We start from the raw sequence: 21,618 nt of genomic DNA on the forward strand, positions 1-21,618 counted from the left end.
TGCTTAACCGCTATTCCTTGGCTGATTACAACACATTAAAGTAACGGGCTTCGGGATGGGCAAAGACGATGGCCGTGACAGAGGCTTCCGGTTCCATCATATAGCCTTCAGTAAGCTTGATGCCAATCTCTTCCGGCCGGATCAGGCGGAACAGTTTGGCTTGGTCCTCTAGGTTGGGACAGGCCGGGTAGCCGAAAGAGTAGCGCTGTCCCTGGTATTTAGCAGCGAAGCGGTCCTGCATGGTAAAATCTGGAGGATCAGGGAAGCCCCATTTGTCCCGCATCAATTGGTGAATCCGTTCGGCAAAACCTTCGGCCAGTTCCAGCGCCAAGGCCTGCAAGGCGTGGCTGCGCAGGTAGTCCCCCTGCTCCTTCAGCTTAAGGGCCTGCTCACGGATGCCTTTGCCGGCGGTCACAGCAAAGAAGCCGACATAATCCATCTCTCCGCTGTCCGCTGGTCTCAGATAATCGGCCAGACACAGGTAAGGCGCTTTGGTCTGGCGGGGGAAGTGAAACCGCTCGATCACCGTTTGCCGGTCAGCGGGATCATAAATGAGCACATCGTCTCCATCGCTTTGGGCCGGGAAAAATTGATACACCCCGTGGGCAGAGATCAGACCGTTTGCTTTGGCCTCGGCCAGCAAGGAATCAACCAGCTCTTTTAACTCCAAGGCCCGCTCATCCCCTTCTTCCAGCAGGCGGGCCACTTTGCCTTTCAGGCCCAGATGGTGGCCCAGGAGCATTTGCATATTAATGTAGGGTTGAATGTGGGCGATAGCATAATCTTTTAGGACATGGCGCTCCAGGTCAGCCGGGACGTAGACGGGAACGTCGGGGGACACATTGGAGCGCACCTTGACCGCTGTTGCCGTTTGGGCTTGTGGGCCCGCTGCGGCTGGTGGCCTTGCTGCCCGTTTGGCTTGTTGTTCTTGTTTTTCAAGGATGATTTTTTCCCGTTCCTCTGCACTTTGCAGGCGGTTGGCCAAGGATAAACCGTCCATGGCATCTTTAGCGTACAAGACCAGTCCTTCATATTCAGGCGCGATTTTATGGTCGGTAAACTGCCGGCTTAAGGCGGCACCGCCGACCAGAATCGGCACGGCAATGTTGGCCGCTTTCAAGTCCTGGGCGGTAAGCACCATTTGCTGGGCGGACTTGACCAACAGGCCGGATAAGCCGATAATATCCGGTTGTTCTTGACGGACCACTTCAATCAAGGTGGTGGGAGCCACATTGATCCCTAAGTCGATCACTTTGTAACCGTTGTTGCTCAAAATAATATCCACCAGATTTTTGCCAATGTCATGGACATCCCCTTTAACCGTAGCCAAAATCACCTTGCCTTTGCCGCTGTCTGATGTTTTTTCCATATGGGGTTCCAAATAGGCGACGGCCGCTTTCATCACTTCTGCGCTTTGGAGCACTTCGGCCACAATGAGCTGATTGTCATTGAACAGGCGGCCCACTTCGGCCATGCCTTCCATCAGCGGGCCATTAATAATGTCCAGCGGATTGGGATATTTGGCCAGGGCCTGATCCAGATCGGCATACAGCCCCTCTTTGGTGCCCTCCACCACGTAATTGGCCAGCCGTTCTTCCAGGCTCATCTGGGATGTTTGTTTTTTTTCTTTGGCTCTCATGCCCCGGAAGTGAGCGGTAAATTTGGCCAAAGCTTCATCACTCATCTCGAAGATGAGGGTTTCGGCCAGTTTCACTTCTTCTTCCGGGATGGAGGCGAAACGCTCTAATTTTTCGGTGTTCACAATGGCATAGTCCAGCCCTGCCTGGGTGCAGTGGTACAGGAAAACGGCGTTAAGCACTTCCCGCCCGACGGGAGGCAGGCCGAAGGAGACGTTGCTGATCCCCAAAATGGCCGGGCATTCCGGGAAAGCCTCTTTGATCATCCGTAAGCCGTCAATGGTGGCCTTGGCTGAACCAATATATTGTTTGTCTCCCGTTCCTACGGGAAAGACCAGCGGGTCAAAAATAATGTCTTTAGGGTTAAGGCCATATTTGTTGACCAAAAGATCATAGGAGCGCCGGGCAATGCGCAGCTTATCTTCCGCTTTGACCGCCATGCCCTGTTCGTCGATGGTGCCCACCACCACAGCCGCCCCAAAGCGTTTGATCAGGGGCACCACCTTTTTAAACCGTTCCTCCCCGTCCTCCAGGTTGATCGAGTTGATGATCGCTTTTCCCTGGCAATAAGTGAGTGCTTTTTCAATCACTTTTTCGTCGGTGGAGTCGATCATTAAGGGCACTTTCACTTTATTGATCACGTGTTTGAGAAACTGTTCCATATCGGCCAGCTCATCCCGGTCCGGGTCGGCCAGGCAAATGTCAATCACATGGGCGCCGCCCTTGACCTGGGCCCGGGCAATCTCCGCCGCTTCTTCATATTTTCCTTCGGCAATGAGCCGCTTAAATTTACGGGAACCGATCACGTTGGTCCGCTCGCCGACCAAAAGCGGCCGCATGCTCGTATCGTAGATGAGCGGTTCAATGCCTGAAACCGCATGGGGATGATCCTCCGGGATTTGCCGGGGGGCATAGGGTTTAACAGCCTCGGCGATCGCTTTGATGTGCTCCGGCGTGGTGCCGCAGCACCCCCCGGTCATGTTCAGCCAGCCTTTTTCCGCAAAAGCGGCCAGCTTTTGGGCTAAGGATTCCGGCGACTCATGATAGTTTCCTTCTTCGTCGGGAAGGCCGGCATTGGGATAGCAGAACACAGCGGTGGTGGCCAGCTGGGATAAAGAGCGCAAGTGGTCGGTCATAAATTCAGGCCCTGTGGCACAGTTGAGACCGACAGCAGCGGGCTGCATGTGCTCCAGGGACAGGTAAAAGGCTTCAATGTTTTGGCCGGCCAGTGTGGTGCCCATCGGTTCGATGGTGCCGGAGACCAAAAGGGGCACCTTGCGGCCTGCTTTTTCAAAAGCTTGGCAGATGCCAATGTAGCCCGCTTTCACGTTGCGCATATCCTGGCTGGTTTCCAACAGCAGCAGATCCACACCGCCCAGCAGCAATCCGGTGGCTTGCTCTCTGTAATGGGCCACCAGCTCTTCAAAGGTGGTGCCGCCGGTGACGGACAAGCTTTTGGTGGTCGGGCCCATGGAGCCAGCCACAAAGCGCGGCCAGCCGGGAGTGGAATACTCGTCTGCCACCTTGCGGGCGATCTCCGCTGCCGTGCGGTTGATCTCCAAAGCCAGGTGACCCAGGTTGTATTCATTTAAGACGAGGGCCGTGCCGCCAAAGGTGTTGGTCTCAATAATGTCCGCCCCTGCTTCCAGATAAGCGCGGTGAATCTGCTCCACGATATGGGGGGCTGTCAAGTTTAAATATTCGTTGCATCCTTCAAACTCTTCGCCCCCAAAGTCCTCGGCGGTAAGACCGGCCTGCTGCAACATGGTGCCCATGGCCCCGTCAATGATCAGGATTTTCTGTTTTAACTGCTGTTCAAACAATGTGTCTGCCATGAGAGAGCTCCCTTTCCTTTCCGGTTTGTTGTTTGGCATGAATGTAATTGACCAGTTCCACAGAGATCTCATAGCGCATAAAGGGGGTGATGAGATATATCCCGTTAAACAGCTTGTAGGCCGTATCAATTAAAGCTTTGGCGATAGCCAGGCCCTCCTGCTGGGAAAGGCGGGGATCATGGGCCACCGCAGCCATGCGCTGGCGAATCTCATCGGTCAGCTTGATACCGGGCACTTCGTGGTGAAGAAACTCGGCGTTGCGTGAGCTGGTCAAAGGCATAATCCCAATATAAATGGGCACAGGCAAATGTTTGGTCGCTTCATAGATCTCATGCAAGTGGCCATGATCATAGACCGGCTGGCTGATAAAATAATCCGCCCCGGCTTCTATTTTTTTCTCCAGCCGGGCCACCGCACGCTCCAGATGCCGGACGTTGGGATTAAAAGCGGCCGCCACAGAGAATGAGGTTTTGCGTTTGAGCGGTTTGCCGGAAAAGGACAACCCCTCGTTCATTTGCTTGATCAACTGGATCAGCTCAATGGAGGACAGGTCGTACACCGAGGTGGCCCCCGGAAAGTCGCCTATTTTGGTTGGATCACCGGTTACTGCCAGCACATGGTCGATGCCCAGACAGTACAGGCCCAGCAAATGGGATTGTAAGCCGATCAGGTTGCGGTCCCGGCAAGTGACGTGAACCAAGGGGCGCACCCCCAGTTGCTGCTGGATGAGAGCGGCCATGGCCATGTTGCTGATGCGCGGGGTGGCCAGGGAGTTATCCGCCATGGTTAACGCATCGATCCCCGCCTGTTTTAATGCGCTGGCCCCTTCCATAAACCGGCCGGTATCCAGATGCTTGGGCGGATCCAGTTCCACAATGACCGATTTGCGTTTGGCCACCACGTCCTGCAGCTGCTCCTTGCGGCCTGGCGAACCTGGAGGGAGTGAGATCTCCTCGATCTGGACCAGCTGCGGTTGAACCTCCTTTTCAGTCACTGGCTTAATATCCTTCAGCGCTCCGGCCATGGCTTGAATGTGCGCTGGTGTCGTGCCGCAGCAGCCGCCGATCAACCTCACGCCTTGTTCCACGATGGCCCGTGCTTGCTGGGCAAAATAGTCCGGCTCTGATTGGTAGATCAAGCGGCCGTCAACATAATTGAGCAGACTGGCATTGGGATAGGCGGATAAATAGGCCCGCCGGGGAAGGGGCACCTGCTCCAGGGAGCGTAACATATGGTGGGGGCCCAGGCGGCAGTTGACCCCGATGACGTCCGCTCCCAGCTCTTCCAGCTGGTTGAGGGCTTCACTCAAGGGGATGCCCCCTTGCAGCACACCCGCTTCGTGCAGGGAAACCTGGGCGATGATGGGCAAGGGGGTTTCTTTTCTGGCAATCTGTATGACAGTGCTTAACTCTTCCAAATCATAGTAGGTTTCCAGGATCAAACCGTCTGGCTCTTCCTGCAGCAGCCAAAAAAGCTGCTCCCGGAAACTGCGTTTGATTTCTTCCAATGGAGTGGCTTTGCGCCCGGCCCCCCGGATGCCCCCTATGGTGCCCAGCACGTAGGCGCGGCCTGCAGCCGCCGTTTTGGCCAGCCGGACGGCGTGCACATTAATCTCTTTGACCATGTCTTCCAGACCATAACGGGACAGCTTCGCATAATTGGCCGCATAGGTGTTGGTTTGAATCACCTGGGCGCCGGCATCCAGATAAGCCTGATGGATGGCCTGAATCTGATCCGGCTGGGAAATATTCAATTCCTCATAGCAATGGCCGACACCGTAGGAGTAGAGCAAGGTGCCCATGGCTCCGTCGGCAATCAACACGCGCGCTTGCAAATCATCCAGCAGTGCCAATGGCGGTGACGCCCCTTTCTTTGCGCAGGGCTTTAAAGGCCCGCTCGAAGTCATCCATTAAATCGTGCACATCTTCCAAACCGACAGACAGGCGCAACAAGCCGTCGGTAATGCCCCGTTGCTCGCGCGCTTCCTTGGGCATGGCGGCATGGGACATTTTGGCCGGATAGGACAGGATCGATTCCACCGCGCCCAGGCTGACGGCAAAGACCGGGATCTCCACCTGCCGGACAAAGGTTTTTACCGCCTGTTCGTCCTTTAAGCGGAAGGAAAGCACGGCTCCGGCTCCTTCAGCCTGCAGCATGTGCACAGCATAGCCGGGATGGTGGGGAAGTCCGGGATAATAGACATCCAGCACCTCGGGGACCTTTTGCAAGTATTTGGCCATGGCCAGAGCGGAAGCTGTGGACTGCTTCAGACGGACCGATAAGGTTTTTAAGCCCCTTAACACCAGCCAGGCATCCTGTACGCCCAGCACGGCCCCAAAGGCATTTTGTAAAAAGGACAGCTGGTCAGCCAGTTCAGGGTCTTTCACCACCACCAGTCCGGCCACCACATCACTGTGGCCGGCAATAAATTTGGTGGCGCTGTGAATGACCACATCGGCTCCCAGTTCCAGCGGCCGTTGCAAGGCCGGGGTCATCAGGGTGTTATCCACAAAGGTGAGGCAGCCGTGTGCTTTGGCCAGTTTGGCAACACCCTGAATGTTGGTAATTTTCAACAGGGGGTTGGATGGTGTCTCCACGTACAGCACTTTAGTGTTGCTTTTAATGTTGGAGGCCACCTGATCCAAATCAGTCATGTCCACAAAGGTGTATTCAATGCCAAAGCGGCTGAGCACTTGGGTCACCATGCGGTACGTTCCGCCGTATACATCTTCGCACATGAGCACATGGTCTCCCTTAGAAAGGAGCAGAAAGGCGGTGGAGATGGCGGACATCCCTGAAGCAAAGGCAAAGCCCCTTATGCCCCCTTCCAGTTCGGCAATGGTCTCTTCCAGCGCTTCGCGGGTCGGGTTGCCGGAGCGGCTGTAATCATAGGGGCCAAAGCGGTCTATGTCTGGCTGGTGATAAGTTGAAGCATGATAAATGGGTACGCTGACGGCCCCGGTCTCGGGCTCCCATTTATGTTTGTTGTGCAACAAGCGGGTCTCAAAGCAAAAATCGTCCCTCATCTCGGCTAACCTCCTCAGCTAATATGTGCCGTCTGCCCGGACTTGACAGCGGCAAAGGCTTGCTCCAGGTCGGCTATCAAATCGTCTGCATGTTCCACGCCGACGGAGAAACGTAACAGGCGGTTACACACACCGTATGCCGTGCGCACCTCTTCAGGTATATCGGCGTGAGTCTGGGTAGCGGGATAGGTGATAAAGCTTTCCACTCCGCCCAGGCTTTCAGCAAAGGTAATTAATCTAAGCTGTTTGAGGAAGGGATCCACCCAGTCTTCACGTAAGATCCGGAAGGAGAGCATGCCCCCCCGCCCCGGATAGAGCACATCGGTGACGCACTCGTGTTGTTCCAAATAGGCGGCAATTTGCCGGGCGTTGGCCTCATGCTGTTTCATGCGCAAGGCCAAGGTTTTCATCCCCCGCATCAACAACCAGGAGTCCAGGGGGGAGAGTGTGGCCCCAATCGCATTGTGGTAATAGAACAGCCGTTCACACAGTGCTTCCCCCTTGGCCACGATCAACCCGGCCAGCACATCATTGTGTCCCCCCAGGTATTTGGTGGCGCTGTGGATGACGATATCAGCCCCCTGTTTGAGGGGCTGCTGCAAAAGCGGGGTGTAAAACGTGTTGTCCACAATCAGTAACAGGCCGTGTTTTTTAGCCACCTGGCTCACCGCGCGGATATCTGTCTCCTGCATGAGCGGATTGGTCGGCGTTTCGATAAAAATGGCCTTGGTGCGCGGGGTGATCCGTTGTTCGATTTCCTCTATACATCGCGGGTCAACATAATGAAAGTTTAATCCCCAGCGCTTCCAGCCCTCTTCAAACAGGCGGTAAGTCCCCCCGTACAAATCGCGGGAAACAATTAATTCATCCCCTTGTTCAAACAGGGATAAGATGGTCTGGATGGCAGCCATGCCTGAACTGGTGGCAAAACCCCGGTCTCCCCCTTCCAGTTCGGCAATGGCCTGTTCCAGGATGGCCCGGGTCGGGTTGCCCGTGCGGGAGTAATCATAGCCGGTGGACTGGCCGATGCCGGCATGGCGGTACGCGGTTGAGAAGTAGACAGGTGCCGAAACTGTTCCCGTGGCTTCCTCACTGCGGTTGCCGATTTGCGCGAGTTGAGATTCTATTTTCCATTGGCTCATCTATCCCATCCCCACCTTTACCAACTTTTTATGAAATAAAAAAACCTTCTTCTGATAAGAAGAAGGCAAGACTAAACGGGTGTCCGTCAGTTTTGTCCTTCTTCTTATCTCCCAAGTTGAATCAGGCAGGCTGCCCGACTCAACTTGCTGGAATTAGCACCTGGCCAGCGCGTGCTGGCTGGTTGCTGAGGCTTCACAGGGCCAGTCCCTCCACCTCTCTTGATAAGAAAAAGAACTTTCAGGCATATTCGATTTTTGTCAGGATTTATATAACACTATACTACCAAAAGCATGATTTGGCAAGAGAAAAATTTGAAAAAAATTTAGCACGATTGGAATTTGGTTAATACCCTATTTATCAGATAGTGTGTTGGGCTGACGCCCCTGATTAGCGCGGCTCTAACTTTTTATTGACTTCATTTTTGAAATTAGGAATTGACAGACAGTGAGGGGATGCTATATGATATTTTAAAATAACAAAATTCTATAATTCATAGTTGACTAATAGGAATTATGTTAATAGAGCTTGCGTTAACGAAAGGGAGATAAACGAAAAAAGGGTAGAGGTGAAATTCATGCTCTTAACCTTTCTCGCCATTGGCATTGCCTTGTTTTTTGCCATGAACATTGGGGCCAGCGGAGCAGCTGCCACCATGGGTGCGGTCTATGGTGCCGGAGCCATCCGCAATAAGCTGGTGGCTTTGCTGCTTGTGGCATTAGCGGTGTTTTTGGGAGCAGTCCTGGGCAGCGGGGAAGTGGTGAAAACCATCGGCAGCGGGATTATACCGACTGATATCCTCGATGTTCCGATTGTGCTGATTATTTTGGTGGGAGCGACAAGCACGCTGTTTATCGCCAATTTACTGGGGATCCCCCTGTCTACCAGTGAAGTTACGGTGGGATCGATCGTTGGCATCGGGATTGCCTTTCAAGCCTTGTATGTCTCCAATCTGCTCTACATTGTCTCGTTTTGGATTTTGATTCCGGTGGCAGCCTTCAGTGTGGCCTATGGGTTGGGAAAGGGAGTTTTGTGGCTTGAAAAGCGGTATCCTGAGCTGAAGAAGGGAGGCAAGTGGCGGAAAGGGCTGGTTGTGCTCCTCATTTTGACCGGCTGTCTGGAGGCTTTTTCAGCAGGAATGAACAATGTGGCCAATGCCATCGGCCCTCTGGTAGGAGCAGGGCTTTTGGGCACCACTGAAGCCATCTGGCTGGGCGGTGCCTTTGTGGCACTGGGCGCCGTCTTGCTCGGCGGCAGGGTGCTGGAGACCAACGGCAAACGGATTACTTCGCTTTCTTTGCTGCAAGGAAGCATTGTCTCAGGGACAGGCGGCACATTGGTGGTCATTGCTTCTCTGTTGGGTATTCCTGTTCCCCTCACTCAGGCGACCACTTCGGCCATTGTGGGCGTGGGTACCGCAGAGAATGGTTTGCGCTTGTGGCAGAAAAATGTGATTGTGCAAATCATCAAGGTGTGGGTGGTGTCGCCGATTCTCTCCCTGGTGGTTGCTTACACCTTGGTTCATCTCATACTGGACCCCAATCCATACGTGATTATTGTGGTCATCAGTGTGTTTGTGAGCACTTTTGGCACACTCAGTTTGCTAAAAACCATCCGGCAGGAAAAGAAATCGGTCCATGAGCAAGGAGGGGAGGTTTAACCATGGCTGCTTCGTTCTCCTATACCACCGTGACAGAGGAGGAGCTGGCCGGGATCAACCGGCAGCTGGAGCAAAAAGATACCCTGGAAGTGATCAAGTGGGCTTACGACCAATGGGGCAAAGAGTTGATCTATGCCTGCAGCTTCGGGGCAGAAGGCATGGTGTTAATCGATATGATCAGCAAGGTGAAGGCGGATGCCAAAGTCATTTTCCTGGATACCCACCTTCATTTTAAGGAGACTTACGACCTGATTGAAGAGGTGAAACAGCGCTATCCCCAGCTGCGTATTGAGCTGATCCAGCCTGATCTTTCCCTGGAGGAGCAAGCCAAACAGTATGGGGATCAACTCTGGGTGCATCATCCTGACCAATGCTGCCGGCTGCGTAAGATCATCCCTTTGCACAAGGCGTTGACGGGCGCGGCAGCATGGATGTCCGGCTTGCGGCGGGAGCAGTCGCCGACCCGGGCCCATGTCCAGTTTGTCAATCTGGATCATAAGTTTCAATCTATTAAGGTCTGTCCGCTGATTCACTGGACATGGGAGGAAGTTTGGCTGTACATCAGGAGCTTTAACTTGCCCTATAATCCGCTGCACGATCAAGATTATCCCAGCATCGGCTGTGAACCTTGCACCCTGCCTGTGAAGGGAGAGGGTGATTCCAGAGCAGGCCGCTGGGCCCATGCCAATAAAATCGAATGCGGATTGCACAGCCCGTAAGCACAGCCAACTGTCCGCGGGTAATCCGGTTTGACCCAAAACAGGAAAGGAGAGAGGAAGTTGAGTCTCAGTCAGCCTCACGGAGGAACATTAATTAACCGTTATCAGCCGGATCTTGATCTGTCTGCCATCACCAAACAGGTGGAAGTGGACAAAATCGCGCTGTCTGACTTGGAGTTGATTGCCAATGGCGCTTACAGTCCCTTGGAAGGGTTTATGGGAGCGGAGGATTATGAGCAAGTGGTCCAGCATATGCGCCTGGCCAGCGGTGAAGTATGGAGCATCCCCATTACCCTTCCGGTCAGTGAGGAAGCAGCCAGCACCATTAAGGAAGGGGATATGGTCAAACTGAGCTATGAGGGAACGGCGTATGGCGTCATCGAAGTGCGGGAAAAGTACCGTCCCGATAAAACAGTGGAGGCCCAACAGGTCTACCGCACCACAGATTTAGCCCATCCGGGTGTGAAAAAGCTGTTTGAGCGGCCCTCTGTCTATCTGGGCGGGCCGGTGACGCTGGTCAAGCGGCTGCCGAAGCAGCGTTTTGCCGAGTTTTACCTGGATCCAAGCGAGACGCGGGCTAAGTTTAGAGAACGGGGCTGGAGAACAGTGGTGGGGTTTCAAACCCGCAACCCGGTACACCGCGCCCATGAGTATATTCAAAAGTGTGCCCTGGAAATCGTGGACGGGTTGTTCCTCAATCCCCTGGTGGGTGAAACGAAGGCGGACGACATTCCGGCCGATGTGCGCATGGAAAGTTATCAAGTGCTTCTTAAACATTATTATCCACCGGAGCGGGTCTTTTTGGCTGTTTTTCCGGCTGCCATGCGCTATGCCGGGCCCCGTGAAGCCATTTTCCACGCCCTGGTGCGCAAAAATTACGGTTGCACGCACTTTATTGTCGGGCGGGATCATGCCGGGGTGGGCAACTACTACGGCACCTATGATGCCCAGCGCATCTTTGACCATTTTTCGCCCGCTGAACTGGGGATTACGCCTTTGTTTTTTGAACACAGTTTCTATTGTTACCGCTGCGGAGGCATGGCGTCGACCAAGACCTGCCCCCATGGTGAAGAAGACCGCTTGATTCTTTCCGGCACCAAAGTGCGGCAGATGCTGAGCCGGGGAGAGGTGCCGCCGCCGGAGTTCAGCCGCAAAGAAGTGGTGGAGGTGTTGATTCAAGGCCTGAAGCAGCCCACCTACTCTTCCTAAACATGTGGCTGGTCTCTCACATAGGGCCGTTTGTGCCGCTATAGATCCGGGATGGAAAACAAGGAGGTGAAAAACGTGTCCCAGAAAACCATCGTTTGGCATAAGGCCAGCGTCAGCAAACAAGACCGGCAAGCCCTGAACGGGCACAAAAGCTGTATCCTGTGGTTTACCGGCTTGTCCGGATCAGGAAAATCCACGTTGGCCAATGCCCTGGCCAGAGCCTTGCATGAACAGAAAGTCAGAACCTATGTCCTGGATGGGGATAATATCCGCCACGGGCTGAACAAGGATCTCGGCTTTTCGCCCCAAGACCGGGTGGAAAATATCCGCCGTATCGGGGAAGTGGCCAAACTGTTTGTGGATGCTGGCATCATGACCCTAACCGCTTTTATATCCCCTTACCGGGCTGACCGGGAGCAGGTCCGGGCACTGGTGGAAGAAGGGGAGTTTATCGAGGTGTATGTCAAATGCCCCTTGTCCGAATGTGAACAGCGTGACCCTAAAGGATTGTACAAGCGGGCCCGGGCAGGAGAGATTCCTCATTTTACCGGAATCAGTGCCCCATATGAGGAACCCGAAAATCCAGAGCTCATCATTGAGACTGACCGGGTCTCCGTGGAGGAAGCCGTGGAACAATTGATCCGCTATCTCAAAGATCGGCAGATGATCCCTTAAACTGAATGATTGTCAGATTATCTTTTAAACTTGGGACATTTTGACATTTTATCAAATAACCTGGTAAGCCTTAAATTAACTCGGTGAGGAGGATCTATCATGGCGTATACCAAGCTGTGGGCAGATGACCCCAACCTGAATGAGATGGAGAAAAAGAAACTGCAAAAAGACGGTCTGGACATTTTAAATGATATTGAACGCTATGCCAGGGAAGGCTTTGCCTCCATTCCCAAAGACCAGTGGGATTACTTCAAGTGGGCCGGACTGTACTTACAACGCCCCAAAGAAGACGGGTATTTTATGATGAGGGTCAATATTCCCTCGGGCATTCTCACTTATGAGCAAGCACAAGTGCTGGCTGGTATCGGGCGCGATTATGGACGTAACCTGGTGGACATCACCACCCGCCAGGCGGTGCAGTTCCATTGGCTAGAGATTGAGCACATCCCTGATATTTTCAAACGTTTGGAAAGTGTCGGTCTTTCATCAGTGGGAGCCTGCGGGGATATCTTGCGCACCATTGTGGGCAATCCCCTGGCCGGCATCGATCCCCATGAACTGCTGGATACACGGGAGATTGTCCAAGAAGTTTATCGCTTTTTCCAGCGCAATTATGACTTTTCCAATCTGCCCCGCAAGTATAAAATGTCCATTTCGGCCAATGTGCACAATGTGACCAATGCCCATATTCATTGCGTTTCCTTTGTACCGGCCACAAAGGTGATCGACGGCGAGGAGGTTGCCGGTTTCCATCTGTGGGTCGGAGGGGGACTGTCGTCTAAACCTTATCTGGCTCAGGAGCTGGACGTGTTTATCCGGCCTGAACAGGTGAAAGAGGCGGCCATTGCCGTCACCACCATCTACCGGGATTACGGTTACCGCCAAAAACGGCACAGGGCTCGTCTCAAATTCCTGGTCGCCGATTGGGGTGTGGAAAAGTTTAAGGACAAACTGGTGGAACTGATGGGCGAGCTGCCGTCCAAAGGGACGACCCAATTGAAGGAGTGGAATCCCGGTTACTTCTACGGGGTTCATCCCCAAAAGCAAAAGGGCCTGAATTACATCGGCTTTAATGTGCCGGTCGGCCGCTTAAGTGCAGATGAGCTGTCCGAGCTGGCCCGCATTTCCAAAACATATGGCCAAGGGGAAATCCGGACCTGCAACTCGCAAAACATTGTCATCCCCCACATTCCTGATGACCAAGTGGACGCTCTGCTTAGCGAGCCGGTATTCAAACGGATTACGATTGACCCGCCGCAATTTACGGCCTATGCCGTCTCCTGCACAGGAATTGAATACTGCAATCTGGCCCTTGTGGAAACAAAAGAGCGCATGAGAAAAGTCGCCGAGTATCTGGACCGGGAAGTGGAGCTGGATGTTCCCGTCCGCCTGCATATGACAGGCTGCCCCAACTCCTGCGGCCAGCGCCAGATTGCGGACATTGGTTTACAGGGGGTATTGATGAAAACCAAACAAGGGATGGTGGAAGCCTTTGAGATCTACGTTGGTGGCACCTTGGAGGCCGATCAGGCCCAATTTAACCAAAAGTTAAAGGGGCGTGTGTTGGCTGAAGACTTAGGCCCCGTTGTAAAACAGCTGCTTTTGTACTTTAAGGAACACCGGGAGTCCCATGAGACGTTTTTCGATTTTGTGCAGCGCATTGGTTTGGATCACTTGCAGAAAGTCTATGACGAAATTTTGGAGAAAGTGGCTTGAAGATGAGCAAAGACTTCTATTTGTATCGCCTGGAACTGACAGTGAATGGCCAACCGGTTGAAGTGGTCGTGGCTGCCCGGAGTCATGAGCAGGCTTTTGCCATTGCCGAAGTTGAGGTGGAAAAGAACTGTTTGCAGCTTCCGCAGATTGAAGAAATGGCGATTGTGGAAAAGAAAAGGATCGGCCGTGGCAGCGGATTTGTGGTGACCGGTCAGCTATAAAGGCCGCTTATAACAAAGAACGATGCTCAGCGGAAATGTTACCGCTTGAGCATATGTGGGGGTGGAATCATGCAGCAGTGGATCAAAGAAGTGGCCCGCGGCAAAAAAGGAGCCCGTGACTTGTCGCCAGACGAAGCTCTACAGGCGGCACAGGCGATCATTGAGGGGCAGGCTACAGATGCCCAAATTGCTGCTTTTCTTGTGGCCGAGCGTTTAAAAGGGGAATCGGCTGGAGAGCTGCTGGCTTTTGTCCAAGCTTTTCGCCGGGCGGCTGCAGCCATCACGCTTCCAGCCTCCCTGCGCGAGAAACTGATCGATTTGGCGGGGCCCTATAACGGCAGAAACACCTTTGCTGCCACAATCCCTGTTGCCCTGCTTTTGGCCGACCAAGGCCTGCCCGTTTTTTTACACAGCAGCGATGCTTTGCCTCCCAAAAAGGGGACAGCGCTCAAGGCGATTTTAGAACGGCTGGGCATCCGGGTGGATCAGCCTGCCAGTCAGGTGGCCCGCGCCTTGGCGGAGGCCAATATCGGTTTTGCTTGGACGGAGGCCCTCTGCCCGCCTCTTCAGGCCCTGAGAAAGGTGAGGGAAGAGATAGGGGTGCGCACGCTGCTCAATACGGTGGAAAAAATGCTGAACTTAGCCCAGGCCCAGGCTGCGATGGTCGGTGTTTTTCACAAAACGGTGGTGGAAACCAATGCCGCTGTCCTGCGGGCCATGGGTTACAAGCAAGCTTTTATCGTGCAAGGGGCGGAAGGTTCGGAAGACCTTCCTGTTCACCGCACCAGCTTCGTGTACAGGGTTGGGGAGGAAGGTATGGAGCGCCTGGAGCTCGATCCTGAAAGGTATGGCTTACACCACCGCAAAGATAAAGAGAAGGAAAAGCTGGACCTTGATCAGCAAGTGGAGCTGATCCGCCGTATTTTGCATGGAGAAGAAAGCGAAGAGCTGGCTTATTTCCGTGATCAGGTCCTATTCAATGCGGGCGTGCGTTATTACTTGTTTGGCCATCTTCCTTCCATTGAACAAGGTATTGAGCTGGCCCGCAGGCAATTGGCTGAGCAGCGGGGAGCGGAACGTTTGAGAATCTGGCAGGACCAGCAGACTGCGGCTCAAGTATAGCCTGTTACTAGTGAAAAATAAATTGGCAGTCGTAGCAATTAACAATAAACACCCAGGTGAGGAGGAATGTACAATGCAAGCGGCGGGAAAAGTGTATTTGGTAGGCGCAGGACCGGGAGATCCAGAATTGATTACGGTTAAGGGTGCTAAACTGCTTAAGGCGGCCGATGTGATTGTTTACGACCGTCTGGTGAATGTGGAATTGTTAAGCTATGCCCAGCCTGGAACGGAATTGATTTTTTGCGGAAAATCTCCCGAGCGGCATACCCTGCCCCAGGAAGAAATTAATAGAGTGTTGGTCTATTATGCCCGGCAAGGAAAAACAGTGGTGCGTTTAAAAGGCGGGGATCCCAGCATTTTTGGCCGCGTGGGTGAAGAAGCGGCGTATTGTGCCGAGCGTGGCATTCCCTTTGAGATTGTCCCTGGGATCACCTCCGGGGTGGCTGCTCCCGCCTATGCCGGCATTCCCCTCACTCACCGTGATCTCAGCTCCAGCGTGGCTATCGTCACCGGACACAAACGGGTGGATGGCCAGGGGGATCCCGTTCGTTGGGAGCAGCTGGCCACCAGTGTACAAACTTTGGTCATTTATATGGGAGTTGGAAACTTGCCCTATATACGTGACCAGCTGCTAAAATACGGCCGCCCAGCCGCCACCCCAGTGGCTTTGGTCCGCTGGGGAACATTGGCTAAACAGGAGACGCTGGTCGGTACCTTGGACAATATTGTTGAGAAGGTGCAAGAGGCCAAGTTTAAGTCTCCCGCCATTATTGTGGTCGGTGAAGTGGTCAGGTTGAGGGAGAAATTGGCTTGGTTTGAAGCCAAGCAGGCAGATGGTGAGGGAACAGAACAGAGGGGAAGCAGCCTGCCTGCGCTGAAAACAGTCGTTGTGTAAGTCGCCAGAGTGTATGCCTCGCATCACCGCAGAACTTACTATATGTACAGAAGCATTGTCCAGCAGGGGAAAAGGAGGGCTGAAAGGTGTCTGACACAGGTGTTTTGGTGCTGGCCCATGGCTCGAAAGACAACAGATGGGTGGCCGAAATTGACCGGGCCGTGCAAGCTTTGACCCTTGACGCCCCTGTCACTGTCGGCTTTTTGGAAATGGTGGAGGGACGCAGCATTGCCAGAGGCGTACAAGGGCTGGAGGAGAAAGGGGTGCAAGAGATTGTGGCACTGCCCCTGTTTGTCTGTTCAGGCAGCACCCATCTGGATGAGATTCAGTATGCCTTAGGGTTGAAAACAGCGCCTGCCGTGGAAACAGAGCTTGCTCCGGTTCCCAGACGGTCCACAATCAACTGGGTTGCGCCGATGGATGACCATCCTGTTGTGGTTCAAATCATCACTGAACGGATCAGGACCCTCTCTGTTGCTCCGGCTGAAGAGACGGTGCTTTTGGTCGCCCATGGCAGTGACAAACCTGGCTTCCAGGAGGAGTGGGAGCGTACATTGGCCTCCCTGTCCCGTTCCATCCAAGGGGCTTTTCCGTTTAAAGAGGTCGCGTATGCCACTGTCCACCCCTATACCATCCGGACCCAAGCTGAAAAACTGGCACAGGCCAGCAAGAGAATGATTGTCATCCCCCTGTTTATCAGTGAAGGGTATTACACCAAAACCTATATTCCGGCCCAACTTGCTGGTTTGGATTATGTCTATGACGGGAGAACCTACCTTCCCCATCCGTTAGTCAGCCGCTGGATGGAGGAGCAAATCTGTCAAACCGGCCGGGTGCAAGGGCTTGAGGCTCGCAGTATAAACACATCTAACTTGGCAAAGGAGGGCTAAAATAATGGGAAGTCTTCATCAACAGGTGGTCATGATTACAGGTGCTGGATCCGGCCTGGGACGGGAAACGGCATTCTTGTTTGCTGCTGAAGGGGCCCGTGTGGCCATCTGTGACCGGGATGAGGCCAGTATCAAGGCGGTCGGGCAGGCTCTTCAAGAAGCGCAGCGGGAGGTTTTGGCTGTTACATCCGATGTTTCTCAAGAAGAGCAGGTGGCGGCATTTGTTGACCAAGTGCTCAACCATTATGGCCATATAGACATCTTGATTAATAATGCAGCGGTATTTGAATACTGTCACATTGTTGATTTGCCTTTGGACTCGTGGCTTTATCATTTTCAAAATAATGCGACGAGTGCCTTCCTCATGTCCAGGGCCGTTGTGCCTCTGATGCGCAAGCAAAAGAAAGGGCTGATCATTAATTTGACATCAGGCCTGGCCCAAACCGGCGCCGCCGGATTTGGCGCCTACAGTGCCAGCAAGGCAGCCGTGGAGATGTTAACCTATTCATTGGATGAGGAGGAAAGCAAGCATAACATTAAAGTGCTGGCCTTCGACCCGGGGGTGATGAGAACGGGGATGCAAGGCGTGGGGGAAGATCCGGCTGTTGTGGCCCCCAAGCTGCTCACATTGGTTCAGCGTGCTGCCCAGTTTGACTCCAGCCGCGTGGTGCGGATTGAGCAGGTGTCTTGAGCGCTGATGATCCGCCTGATCCGGTTTAAACGCAAGCATTGAGAAAGGGGAGACCGTTTGGTGCTCCCCTCTTTGCTATTCAATGATAACAGTTGTGCCCACAGAGACAACATCCATTTTCAGAGCCCGAGGGAAGTGATATTTTTGTCAAAATACTGTCATAGGTATCCCCCCGTGTAGAACGTTCTGTCTGCTGTATAATGGGTTAAGATAGTAGTGTAAGGATATGTAAGGAGGCCATCTGCTTATGCTAAAAAGTAGAAAAGTGGGACTGTTCTTGCTGGCAATCCTCGTGGTTACTCTGATCGCTGTTTGCACACTCATTTATATCAACCGGGCCAATACCCACACCCTGGATGTGTTTGATTCCATCGAGCCGTTTACTTTAGAAAGCACTACAGGGGAAACCTACCACTCAGATAACGGCAAAATCAAACTCATCGCCTTTATTCTGCTTAATTGTCCAGATGGAGTTTGTCCCATGACCATGTGGGACTTTTCTCTGCTGCAGGATGAATTGAAACAGAAAGGCTGGTTTGGTGAAGAAGTGGAACTTTTGGCCATTACCTTTGATCCTGCCCGGGATGATCTGGAAGCCTTAAAGGAGTACAGCCAGTACTTTAATGCCGATCCGGAGGGATGGCACTTCCTCCGCGGGGAAGAAGAGGAGATTGCCGCCATTGCTGACCAGTTGCGTTATGTCTATGCCGTGCGGGAAGATGGGTCCGCGATGCATGCCACCACCATGTATTTGCTGGATGCGGAACACCGCATCAGAGCTTATCACAAAATGACCACGCCAACTGATGAGATGGATAAGGAAAGTGTCCTGCGGGATATTGAAGCTTTAGTCAAGGAAAGGAAATAAATGGAGAATATGAGCGCAATGTCATAAAGGAGGCAAAGAGATGCATAAACGGTCTTTAGTCCTTTTGTTACTGTCAGTGGTGTTGATCTTGGCAGGATGTCAGGATCAACAGGGTGCCCAGGATGAGCCGTATATCCCTGGAGCTCCCATTGAAGTCCAGTTTGGCACCGATCCTGAAACCCCTCACCCGGCTGGCCAGCCTCTCACCCTCTTTGTTAGGGTCACCCAGGAGGGAGAAGGGGTGGAAGATGCCGATGAAGTGCTGTTTGAAATTTGGAGAGAGGATAGTGAACATCATGGTGACCAGGAGGGTCACAGTAACGGAGACGCTGAACATAGAGACCATCAGCAAAGTCAGCAGGAGGAACATCAAGACGGGCAAGACTCTCCCGACGGACATGGCCATCCGGCAATGGACGGTTACGAAACCGACCATGACATGCTTGAAGCAGAACATGCCGGAGACGGTCTCTATCAGCTGGAGATCAGCTTTGATGAACCGGGAACCTATTATGTCATGTATCATGTGACTGCCCGTGGTTACCACGACATGGTGAGGCATGAAATTGAGATCATCGAGTAAGGCTGCCTGAATGAAGGTGGCGGTGATCGGACAGGGGCGTGGCCAAAATGATGAGGACCAAGAGAACAGTAAGCTGGGGTTTGGCACTGATGGTGCTTATACTAACCGTGGCCGCACAGGCAGCAGGGATGGCGACGCAGACAGCAGCCGAGGAAAGCGTATCCGCTATTTGGCCGGCGGATGAAGGCGTGTGGCCAGCTGTTTGGGCCCATCCTTGGTTTCCTTTGCTGCGCACGGTTGACCTGCTGGGGCTTGGACTGGCTGGGGGATGGTGGTTTGCCCAGCTTTTCTTCCGCTCGGGCGGGTCCCATTTCACATGGTCCGCTTCGGTCCAGCGTTTGATACACTTAACAGTGTTTGGGTTGTCCACCTTGTTACTCGTCATAGCAGCAGCAGGCCAAACTGTCGTGCTCAGCACGGTTATTTCTCCTGGCAGTGCAAACGGGTGGCGGGAGCTGTTCCTGGCTCCTTTCAGCATGGCTCCGGCCTGGGCCTGGCTCATTTGGTTAAAACCCTTGTTCATGCTGGGAGTTTTCCTCTTCTCCTTCTCCCGTCATCCTGTGGGCATGCTCAGGGCCGTGTGTCTGTCAGGCGTGTTGGTGAGCGTGGTTTTTAGCGGCCGGGATGGTTATTCAGCCTTGTTTGTCTCCCAGCTCATTCACATCCTGGCGCCCATCCTGTGGCTGGGAAGTGCGCTGGGCTTTGTCGTCTATAGCTATACATTGAAGAATAACAATGCTGCTTATCACTTTATGTTTAAGAAAGTACACATATTTTTCAACTTCAGTCTGGTCATCATTTTTATGATGATGGTCTCCGGAGCCCTGTTAAGCATTCCTTCTGTTGGGGCATGGGACGAGGTGCTGCGCACAGACTTTGGGTTTAAGCTGCTGTTAAAGCTCTTGCTCTTTTTGGTGTTGGCCGGTCTTATGGTTTGGCTGTGGTGGGGTTGGCTGGCAGCTCCTTCAGCTCAATCAGTTCACCAGCCGCAACGGTTTTACACTGGTTTGCGGCGTCTGTTCGCCATCCAAGCGGCTGTGCTCTGCACGGGGTTGATATTGACAGGACTCATGTCTGCTGTGGAACCTCCTGAACAGCTGGCTCCCCACCATGTGCAGGGAGAAGTGCAGTTCCATTTCACCTGGTCAAAGAGCGGGCCGGGAGAGCAGCACACCTTGGTGGCTTATGTGCTGCAAAACCGCCAGCGGGTGACAGGGGCTGATGTCTATTTTGACTTGTGGCATGAAGCAGATGATCGTCATGTCCGCCAGCTGTATGACTATATTTGCCTTGATTTGGAACTGGGACTGGATGCCTGGCGGGATGAACTGGTGAGGCAAGGCTATTTAACCAGTGTAAAGGCAGAAGAGAGAGAGAGCCATGTCTATATCGGTTCGGCTCTGTTAGAACGGGGCACATGGGTTGTGCGGGTCCATGTCCAAAAAGAAGAGGAGGAGCTTGATGCATATCAGGACTACCAGATTGAGGTACGCTGATATGCCCTTGCCCTCCTATTTTTATTCTCATTTTTTATGCTCATTCTTCGGGTCAGCCCGCCGGCACGCAGCCAAGGGCACTTCAGACTCCTTTCCTGCTGCGGCGGGCAATAGTTTCGGCAATTTTGGGGCCGTGAAAGCGGCCGTTTTCAATAAAAATCTCATTGGCATTGTTCCCGGCGGCGATCACACCGGCCACAAACAGATTGGGCACATTGGTTTCCATTGTCTGTTCATCATACTGCGGGCGTCCAGTTGTTTGATCAATCTTGACACCGATGCGGGTTAAGAAAGTGTGATCGGGATGGTAGCCGATCATGGCGAAAACAAAGTCGTTTTTAATTGTTTTTTGCTCTCCCTTCACCTGATAAACGACCTCATCAGGGCGTATCTCCTTCACTTCTGCCTCAAATTCCATGGTAATTTTGCCGTGGCGGATCAGGGAAAGGAACTCAGGCAGAACCCAGGGTTTGACGTCTTGGGAAAACTCCTTGCCGCGGTACAACACCGTGACCCGGGCGCCTGCTTTCTCCAGCTGCAGGGTAGCGTCCACGGCACTGTTTTTGCCGCCGATCACCACCACATCCTGGTTATAAAAGGGATGGGCCTCTTTAAAATAATAAAACACTTTGTCCAAGTCAGCTCCGGGGACATCCAGTGTGTTGGGGTGGTCATAATACCCGGTGGCCACAATGACATAGGGGGCCGAGTAGCTTCGGCGTTCTCCGTTTTTGCGTCTGCTTTCGACCAGGAAGCTCCCATCTGTCTGGCGGGTGATATGCTCCACTTTTTCATAGCTGTTGATACGCAGCTGTTTGAGACGGGCCACTTCCCGGTAATAGGCCAAGGCTTGGCTGCGGCTGGGTTTTCTTTCATGTATAATAAAAGGCACATCGCCAATCTCTAATTTTTCCGGTGTGGAAAAAAAGGTCTGGTGGGTCGGAAAACGATAAATGGCGTCCACCACATTCCCTTTTTCGATGATAAGCGGTTTGAACCCCTTATCCTGCAAGGCGATGGCAGCAGCCAAACCGCAGGGGCCTGCTCCCACAATGATGACCTCTTCTCTCATGCGTTCTTCCCCCCATTAGAAACGGTTTATTGACTTGCCTGCACCCATGTGACCGTTGACTCCCACAAATGCGGGTGATAGCTCGAATGGTTTCATAGATTCGTCTCTATTCTACTATATTTTTAGGCACCCACAAAAGATTGGCATGATTTATCAAAACCAT

At 53.1% G+C, this 21,618-nt stretch carries 18 protein-coding genes and 1 riboswitch; of the genes, 13 read left to right on the forward strand and 5 right to left on the reverse strand.

The genetic code is table 11. The features are described 5' to 3' along the window. Positions 1–25: 25 nt before the first annotated feature. From metH to IEW48_RS08195, 4 genes are read right to left on the reverse strand one after another with little or no spacing between them, the layout of a single operon-like run. On the reverse strand, positions 26–3,472 hold the full coding sequence (gene metH, locus IEW48_RS08180; RefSeq protein WP_188623376.1) for a methionine synthase: 3,447 nt from the start codon (positions 3,470–3,472) through the stop codon (positions 26–28). Then, positions 3,453–5,324 carry a bifunctional homocysteine S-methyltransferase/methylenetetrahydrofolate reductase gene (locus IEW48_RS08185; protein WP_188623377.1) on the reverse strand — a complete coding sequence of 624 codons (1,872 nt, stop codon included), beginning with the start codon at positions 5,322–5,324 and terminating at the stop codon, positions 3,453–3,455. Before IEW48_RS08185 ends, metH begins: the two co-directional genes overlap by 20 nt. Then, the gene (gene metC / locus IEW48_RS08190; RefSeq protein ID WP_188623378.1) at positions 5,308–6,498 is read right to left on the reverse strand and encodes a cystathionine beta-lyase; all 1,191 of its coding nucleotides are present in this window, start codon (positions 6,496–6,498) and stop codon (positions 5,308–5,310) included. The genes IEW48_RS08185 and metC overlap by 17 nt, the downstream gene beginning before the upstream one ends. A 14-nt stretch (positions 6,499–6,512) precedes the next feature. Continuing rightward, positions 6,513–7,640 carry a methionine biosynthesis PLP-dependent protein gene (locus IEW48_RS08195; protein WP_188623379.1) on the reverse strand — a complete coding sequence of 376 codons (1,128 nt, stop codon included), beginning with the start codon at positions 7,638–7,640 and terminating at the stop codon, positions 6,513–6,515. Positions 7,641–7,741: 101 nt separating this feature from the next. After that, a riboswitch (SAM riboswitch) is annotated at positions 7,742–7,869 on the reverse strand. A gap of 346 nt (positions 7,870–8,215) precedes the next feature. Here IEW48_RS08195 and cysP point away from each other — a divergent pair. The 13 genes from cysP to IEW48_RS08260 all read left to right on the forward strand — a co-directional run bounded on the left by cysP (position 8,216) and on the right by IEW48_RS08260 (position 20,383). Next, positions 8,216–9,298 (forward strand): sulfate permease, encoded by a 1,083-nt coding sequence (gene cysP / locus IEW48_RS08200; RefSeq protein WP_188623380.1) that lies wholly within the window; start codon positions 8,216–8,218, stop codon positions 9,296–9,298. Between the two features lie 2 nt (positions 9,299–9,300). Next, complete coding sequence (locus tag IEW48_RS08205; protein ID WP_229703993.1) at positions 9,301–10,017, forward strand: phosphoadenylyl-sulfate reductase; 717 nt, start codon at positions 9,301–9,303, stop codon at positions 10,015–10,017. A 60-nt stretch (positions 10,018–10,077) separates the two neighbouring features. Next, a complete protein-coding gene (gene sat / locus IEW48_RS08210) occupies positions 10,078–11,226 on the forward strand; it encodes a sulfate adenylyltransferase (RefSeq protein WP_188623381.1) in 1,149 nt (382 codons plus the stop codon). A 51-nt stretch (positions 11,227–11,277) separates the two neighbouring features. Beyond that, a complete protein-coding gene (cysC, locus tag IEW48_RS08215; protein WP_188623382.1) occupies positions 11,278–11,901 on the forward strand; it encodes an adenylyl-sulfate kinase in 624 nt (207 codons plus the stop codon). A gap of 99 nt (positions 11,902–12,000) precedes the next feature. Next, a complete protein-coding gene (locus tag IEW48_RS08220) occupies positions 12,001–13,617 on the forward strand; it encodes a nitrite/sulfite reductase (RefSeq protein WP_188623383.1) in 1,617 nt (538 codons plus the stop codon). 2 nt (positions 13,618–13,619) lie between these two features. Further along, a complete protein-coding gene (locus IEW48_RS08225) occupies positions 13,620–13,838 on the forward strand; it encodes a DUF3906 family protein (protein WP_188623384.1) in 219 nt (72 codons plus the stop codon). A gap of 69 nt (positions 13,839–13,907) precedes the next feature. Further along, positions 13,908–14,960, forward strand: coding sequence for an anthranilate phosphoribosyltransferase (locus tag IEW48_RS08230; protein ID WP_188623385.1), 1,053 nt, complete (start codon positions 13,908–13,910; stop codon positions 14,958–14,960). Positions 14,961–15,033: 73 nt separating this feature from the next. Continuing rightward, entirely contained in the window at positions 15,034–15,855 is an 822-nt protein-coding gene (gene cobA, locus IEW48_RS08235) for a uroporphyrinogen-III C-methyltransferase (RefSeq protein WP_188623386.1), read from the forward strand. Positions 15,856–15,941: 86 nt separating this feature from the next. Next, a complete protein-coding gene (locus IEW48_RS08240; RefSeq protein WP_188623387.1) occupies positions 15,942–16,745 on the forward strand; it encodes a sirohydrochlorin chelatase in 804 nt (267 codons plus the stop codon). Between the two features lie 4 nt (positions 16,746–16,749). After that, on the forward strand, positions 16,750–17,436 hold the full coding sequence (locus IEW48_RS08245) for an SDR family NAD(P)-dependent oxidoreductase (protein WP_188623388.1): 687 nt from the start codon (positions 16,750–16,752) through the stop codon (positions 17,434–17,436). Positions 17,437–17,683: 247 nt separating this feature from the next. Continuing rightward, complete coding sequence (locus tag IEW48_RS08250) at positions 17,684–18,304, forward strand: SCO family protein (protein ID WP_188623389.1); 621 nt, start codon at positions 17,684–17,686, stop codon at positions 18,302–18,304. A 40-nt stretch (positions 18,305–18,344) separates the two neighbouring features. Further along, on the forward strand, positions 18,345–18,887 hold the full coding sequence (locus IEW48_RS08255) for a FixH family protein (protein WP_188623390.1): 543 nt from the start codon (positions 18,345–18,347) through the stop codon (positions 18,885–18,887). Positions 18,888–18,934: 47 nt separating this feature from the next. After that, the gene (locus IEW48_RS08260; protein WP_188623391.1) at positions 18,935–20,383 is read left to right on the forward strand and encodes a hypothetical protein; all 1,449 of its coding nucleotides are present in this window, start codon (positions 18,935–18,937) and stop codon (positions 20,381–20,383) included. An 82-nt stretch (positions 20,384–20,465) separates the two neighbouring features. Here the strand turns inward: IEW48_RS08260 and IEW48_RS08265 are convergent, their stop codons facing one another. After that, positions 20,466–21,455, reverse strand: coding sequence for a YpdA family putative bacillithiol disulfide reductase (locus IEW48_RS08265; RefSeq protein ID WP_188623392.1), 990 nt, complete (start codon positions 21,453–21,455; stop codon positions 20,466–20,468). Positions 21,456–21,618 lie beyond the last annotated feature (163 nt).

It is taken from the genome of Caldalkalibacillus thermarum, from assembly GCF_014644735.1.
GTDB lineage: Bacteria > Bacillota > Bacilli > Caldalkalibacillales > Caldalkalibacillaceae > Caldalkalibacillus > Caldalkalibacillus thermarum.

Excerpts from the sequence above, each read along its gene's own strand:
- metH (WP_188623376.1), bottom strand. The coding sequence starts at position 3,472 with ATGGCAGACACATTGTTTGAACAGCAGTTAAAACAGAAAATCCTGATC.
- metC (WP_188623378.1), bottom strand. The coding sequence starts at position 6,498 with ATGAGGGACGATTTTTGCTTTGAGACCCGCTTGTTGCACAACAAACAT.
- IEW48_RS08195 (WP_188623379.1), bottom strand. The coding sequence starts at position 7,640 with ATGAGCCAATGGAAAATAGAATCTCAACTCGCGCAAATCGGCAACCGC.
- cysP (WP_188623380.1), top strand. The coding sequence starts at position 8,216 with ATGCTCTTAACCTTTCTCGCCATTGGCATTGCCTTGTTTTTTGCCATG.
- IEW48_RS08205 (WP_229703993.1), top strand. The coding sequence starts at position 9,301 with ATGGCTGCTTCGTTCTCCTATACCACCGTGACAGAGGAGGAGCTGGCC.
- cysC (WP_188623382.1), top strand. The coding sequence starts at position 11,278 with ATGGAAAACAAGGAGGTGAAAAACGTGTCCCAGAAAACCATCGTTTGG.
- IEW48_RS08220 (WP_188623383.1), top strand. The coding sequence starts at position 12,001 with ATGGCGTATACCAAGCTGTGGGCAGATGACCCCAACCTGAATGAGATG.
- IEW48_RS08225 (WP_188623384.1), top strand. The coding sequence starts at position 13,620 with ATGAGCAAAGACTTCTATTTGTATCGCCTGGAACTGACAGTGAATGGC.
- IEW48_RS08230 (WP_188623385.1), top strand. The coding sequence starts at position 13,908 with ATGCAGCAGTGGATCAAAGAAGTGGCCCGCGGCAAAAAAGGAGCCCGT.
- cobA (WP_188623386.1), top strand. The coding sequence starts at position 15,034 with ATGCAAGCGGCGGGAAAAGTGTATTTGGTAGGCGCAGGACCGGGAGAT.
- IEW48_RS08245 (WP_188623388.1), top strand. The coding sequence starts at position 16,750 with ATGGGAAGTCTTCATCAACAGGTGGTCATGATTACAGGTGCTGGATCC.
- IEW48_RS08250 (WP_188623389.1), top strand. The coding sequence starts at position 17,684 with ATGCTAAAAAGTAGAAAAGTGGGACTGTTCTTGCTGGCAATCCTCGTG.
- IEW48_RS08255 (WP_188623390.1), top strand. The coding sequence starts at position 18,345 with ATGCATAAACGGTCTTTAGTCCTTTTGTTACTGTCAGTGGTGTTGATC.
- IEW48_RS08260 (WP_188623391.1), top strand. The coding sequence starts at position 18,935 with ATGATGAGGACCAAGAGAACAGTAAGCTGGGGTTTGGCACTGATGGTG.
- IEW48_RS08265 (WP_188623392.1), bottom strand. The coding sequence starts at position 21,455 with ATGAGAGAAGAGGTCATCATTGTGGGAGCAGGCCCCTGCGGTTTGGCT.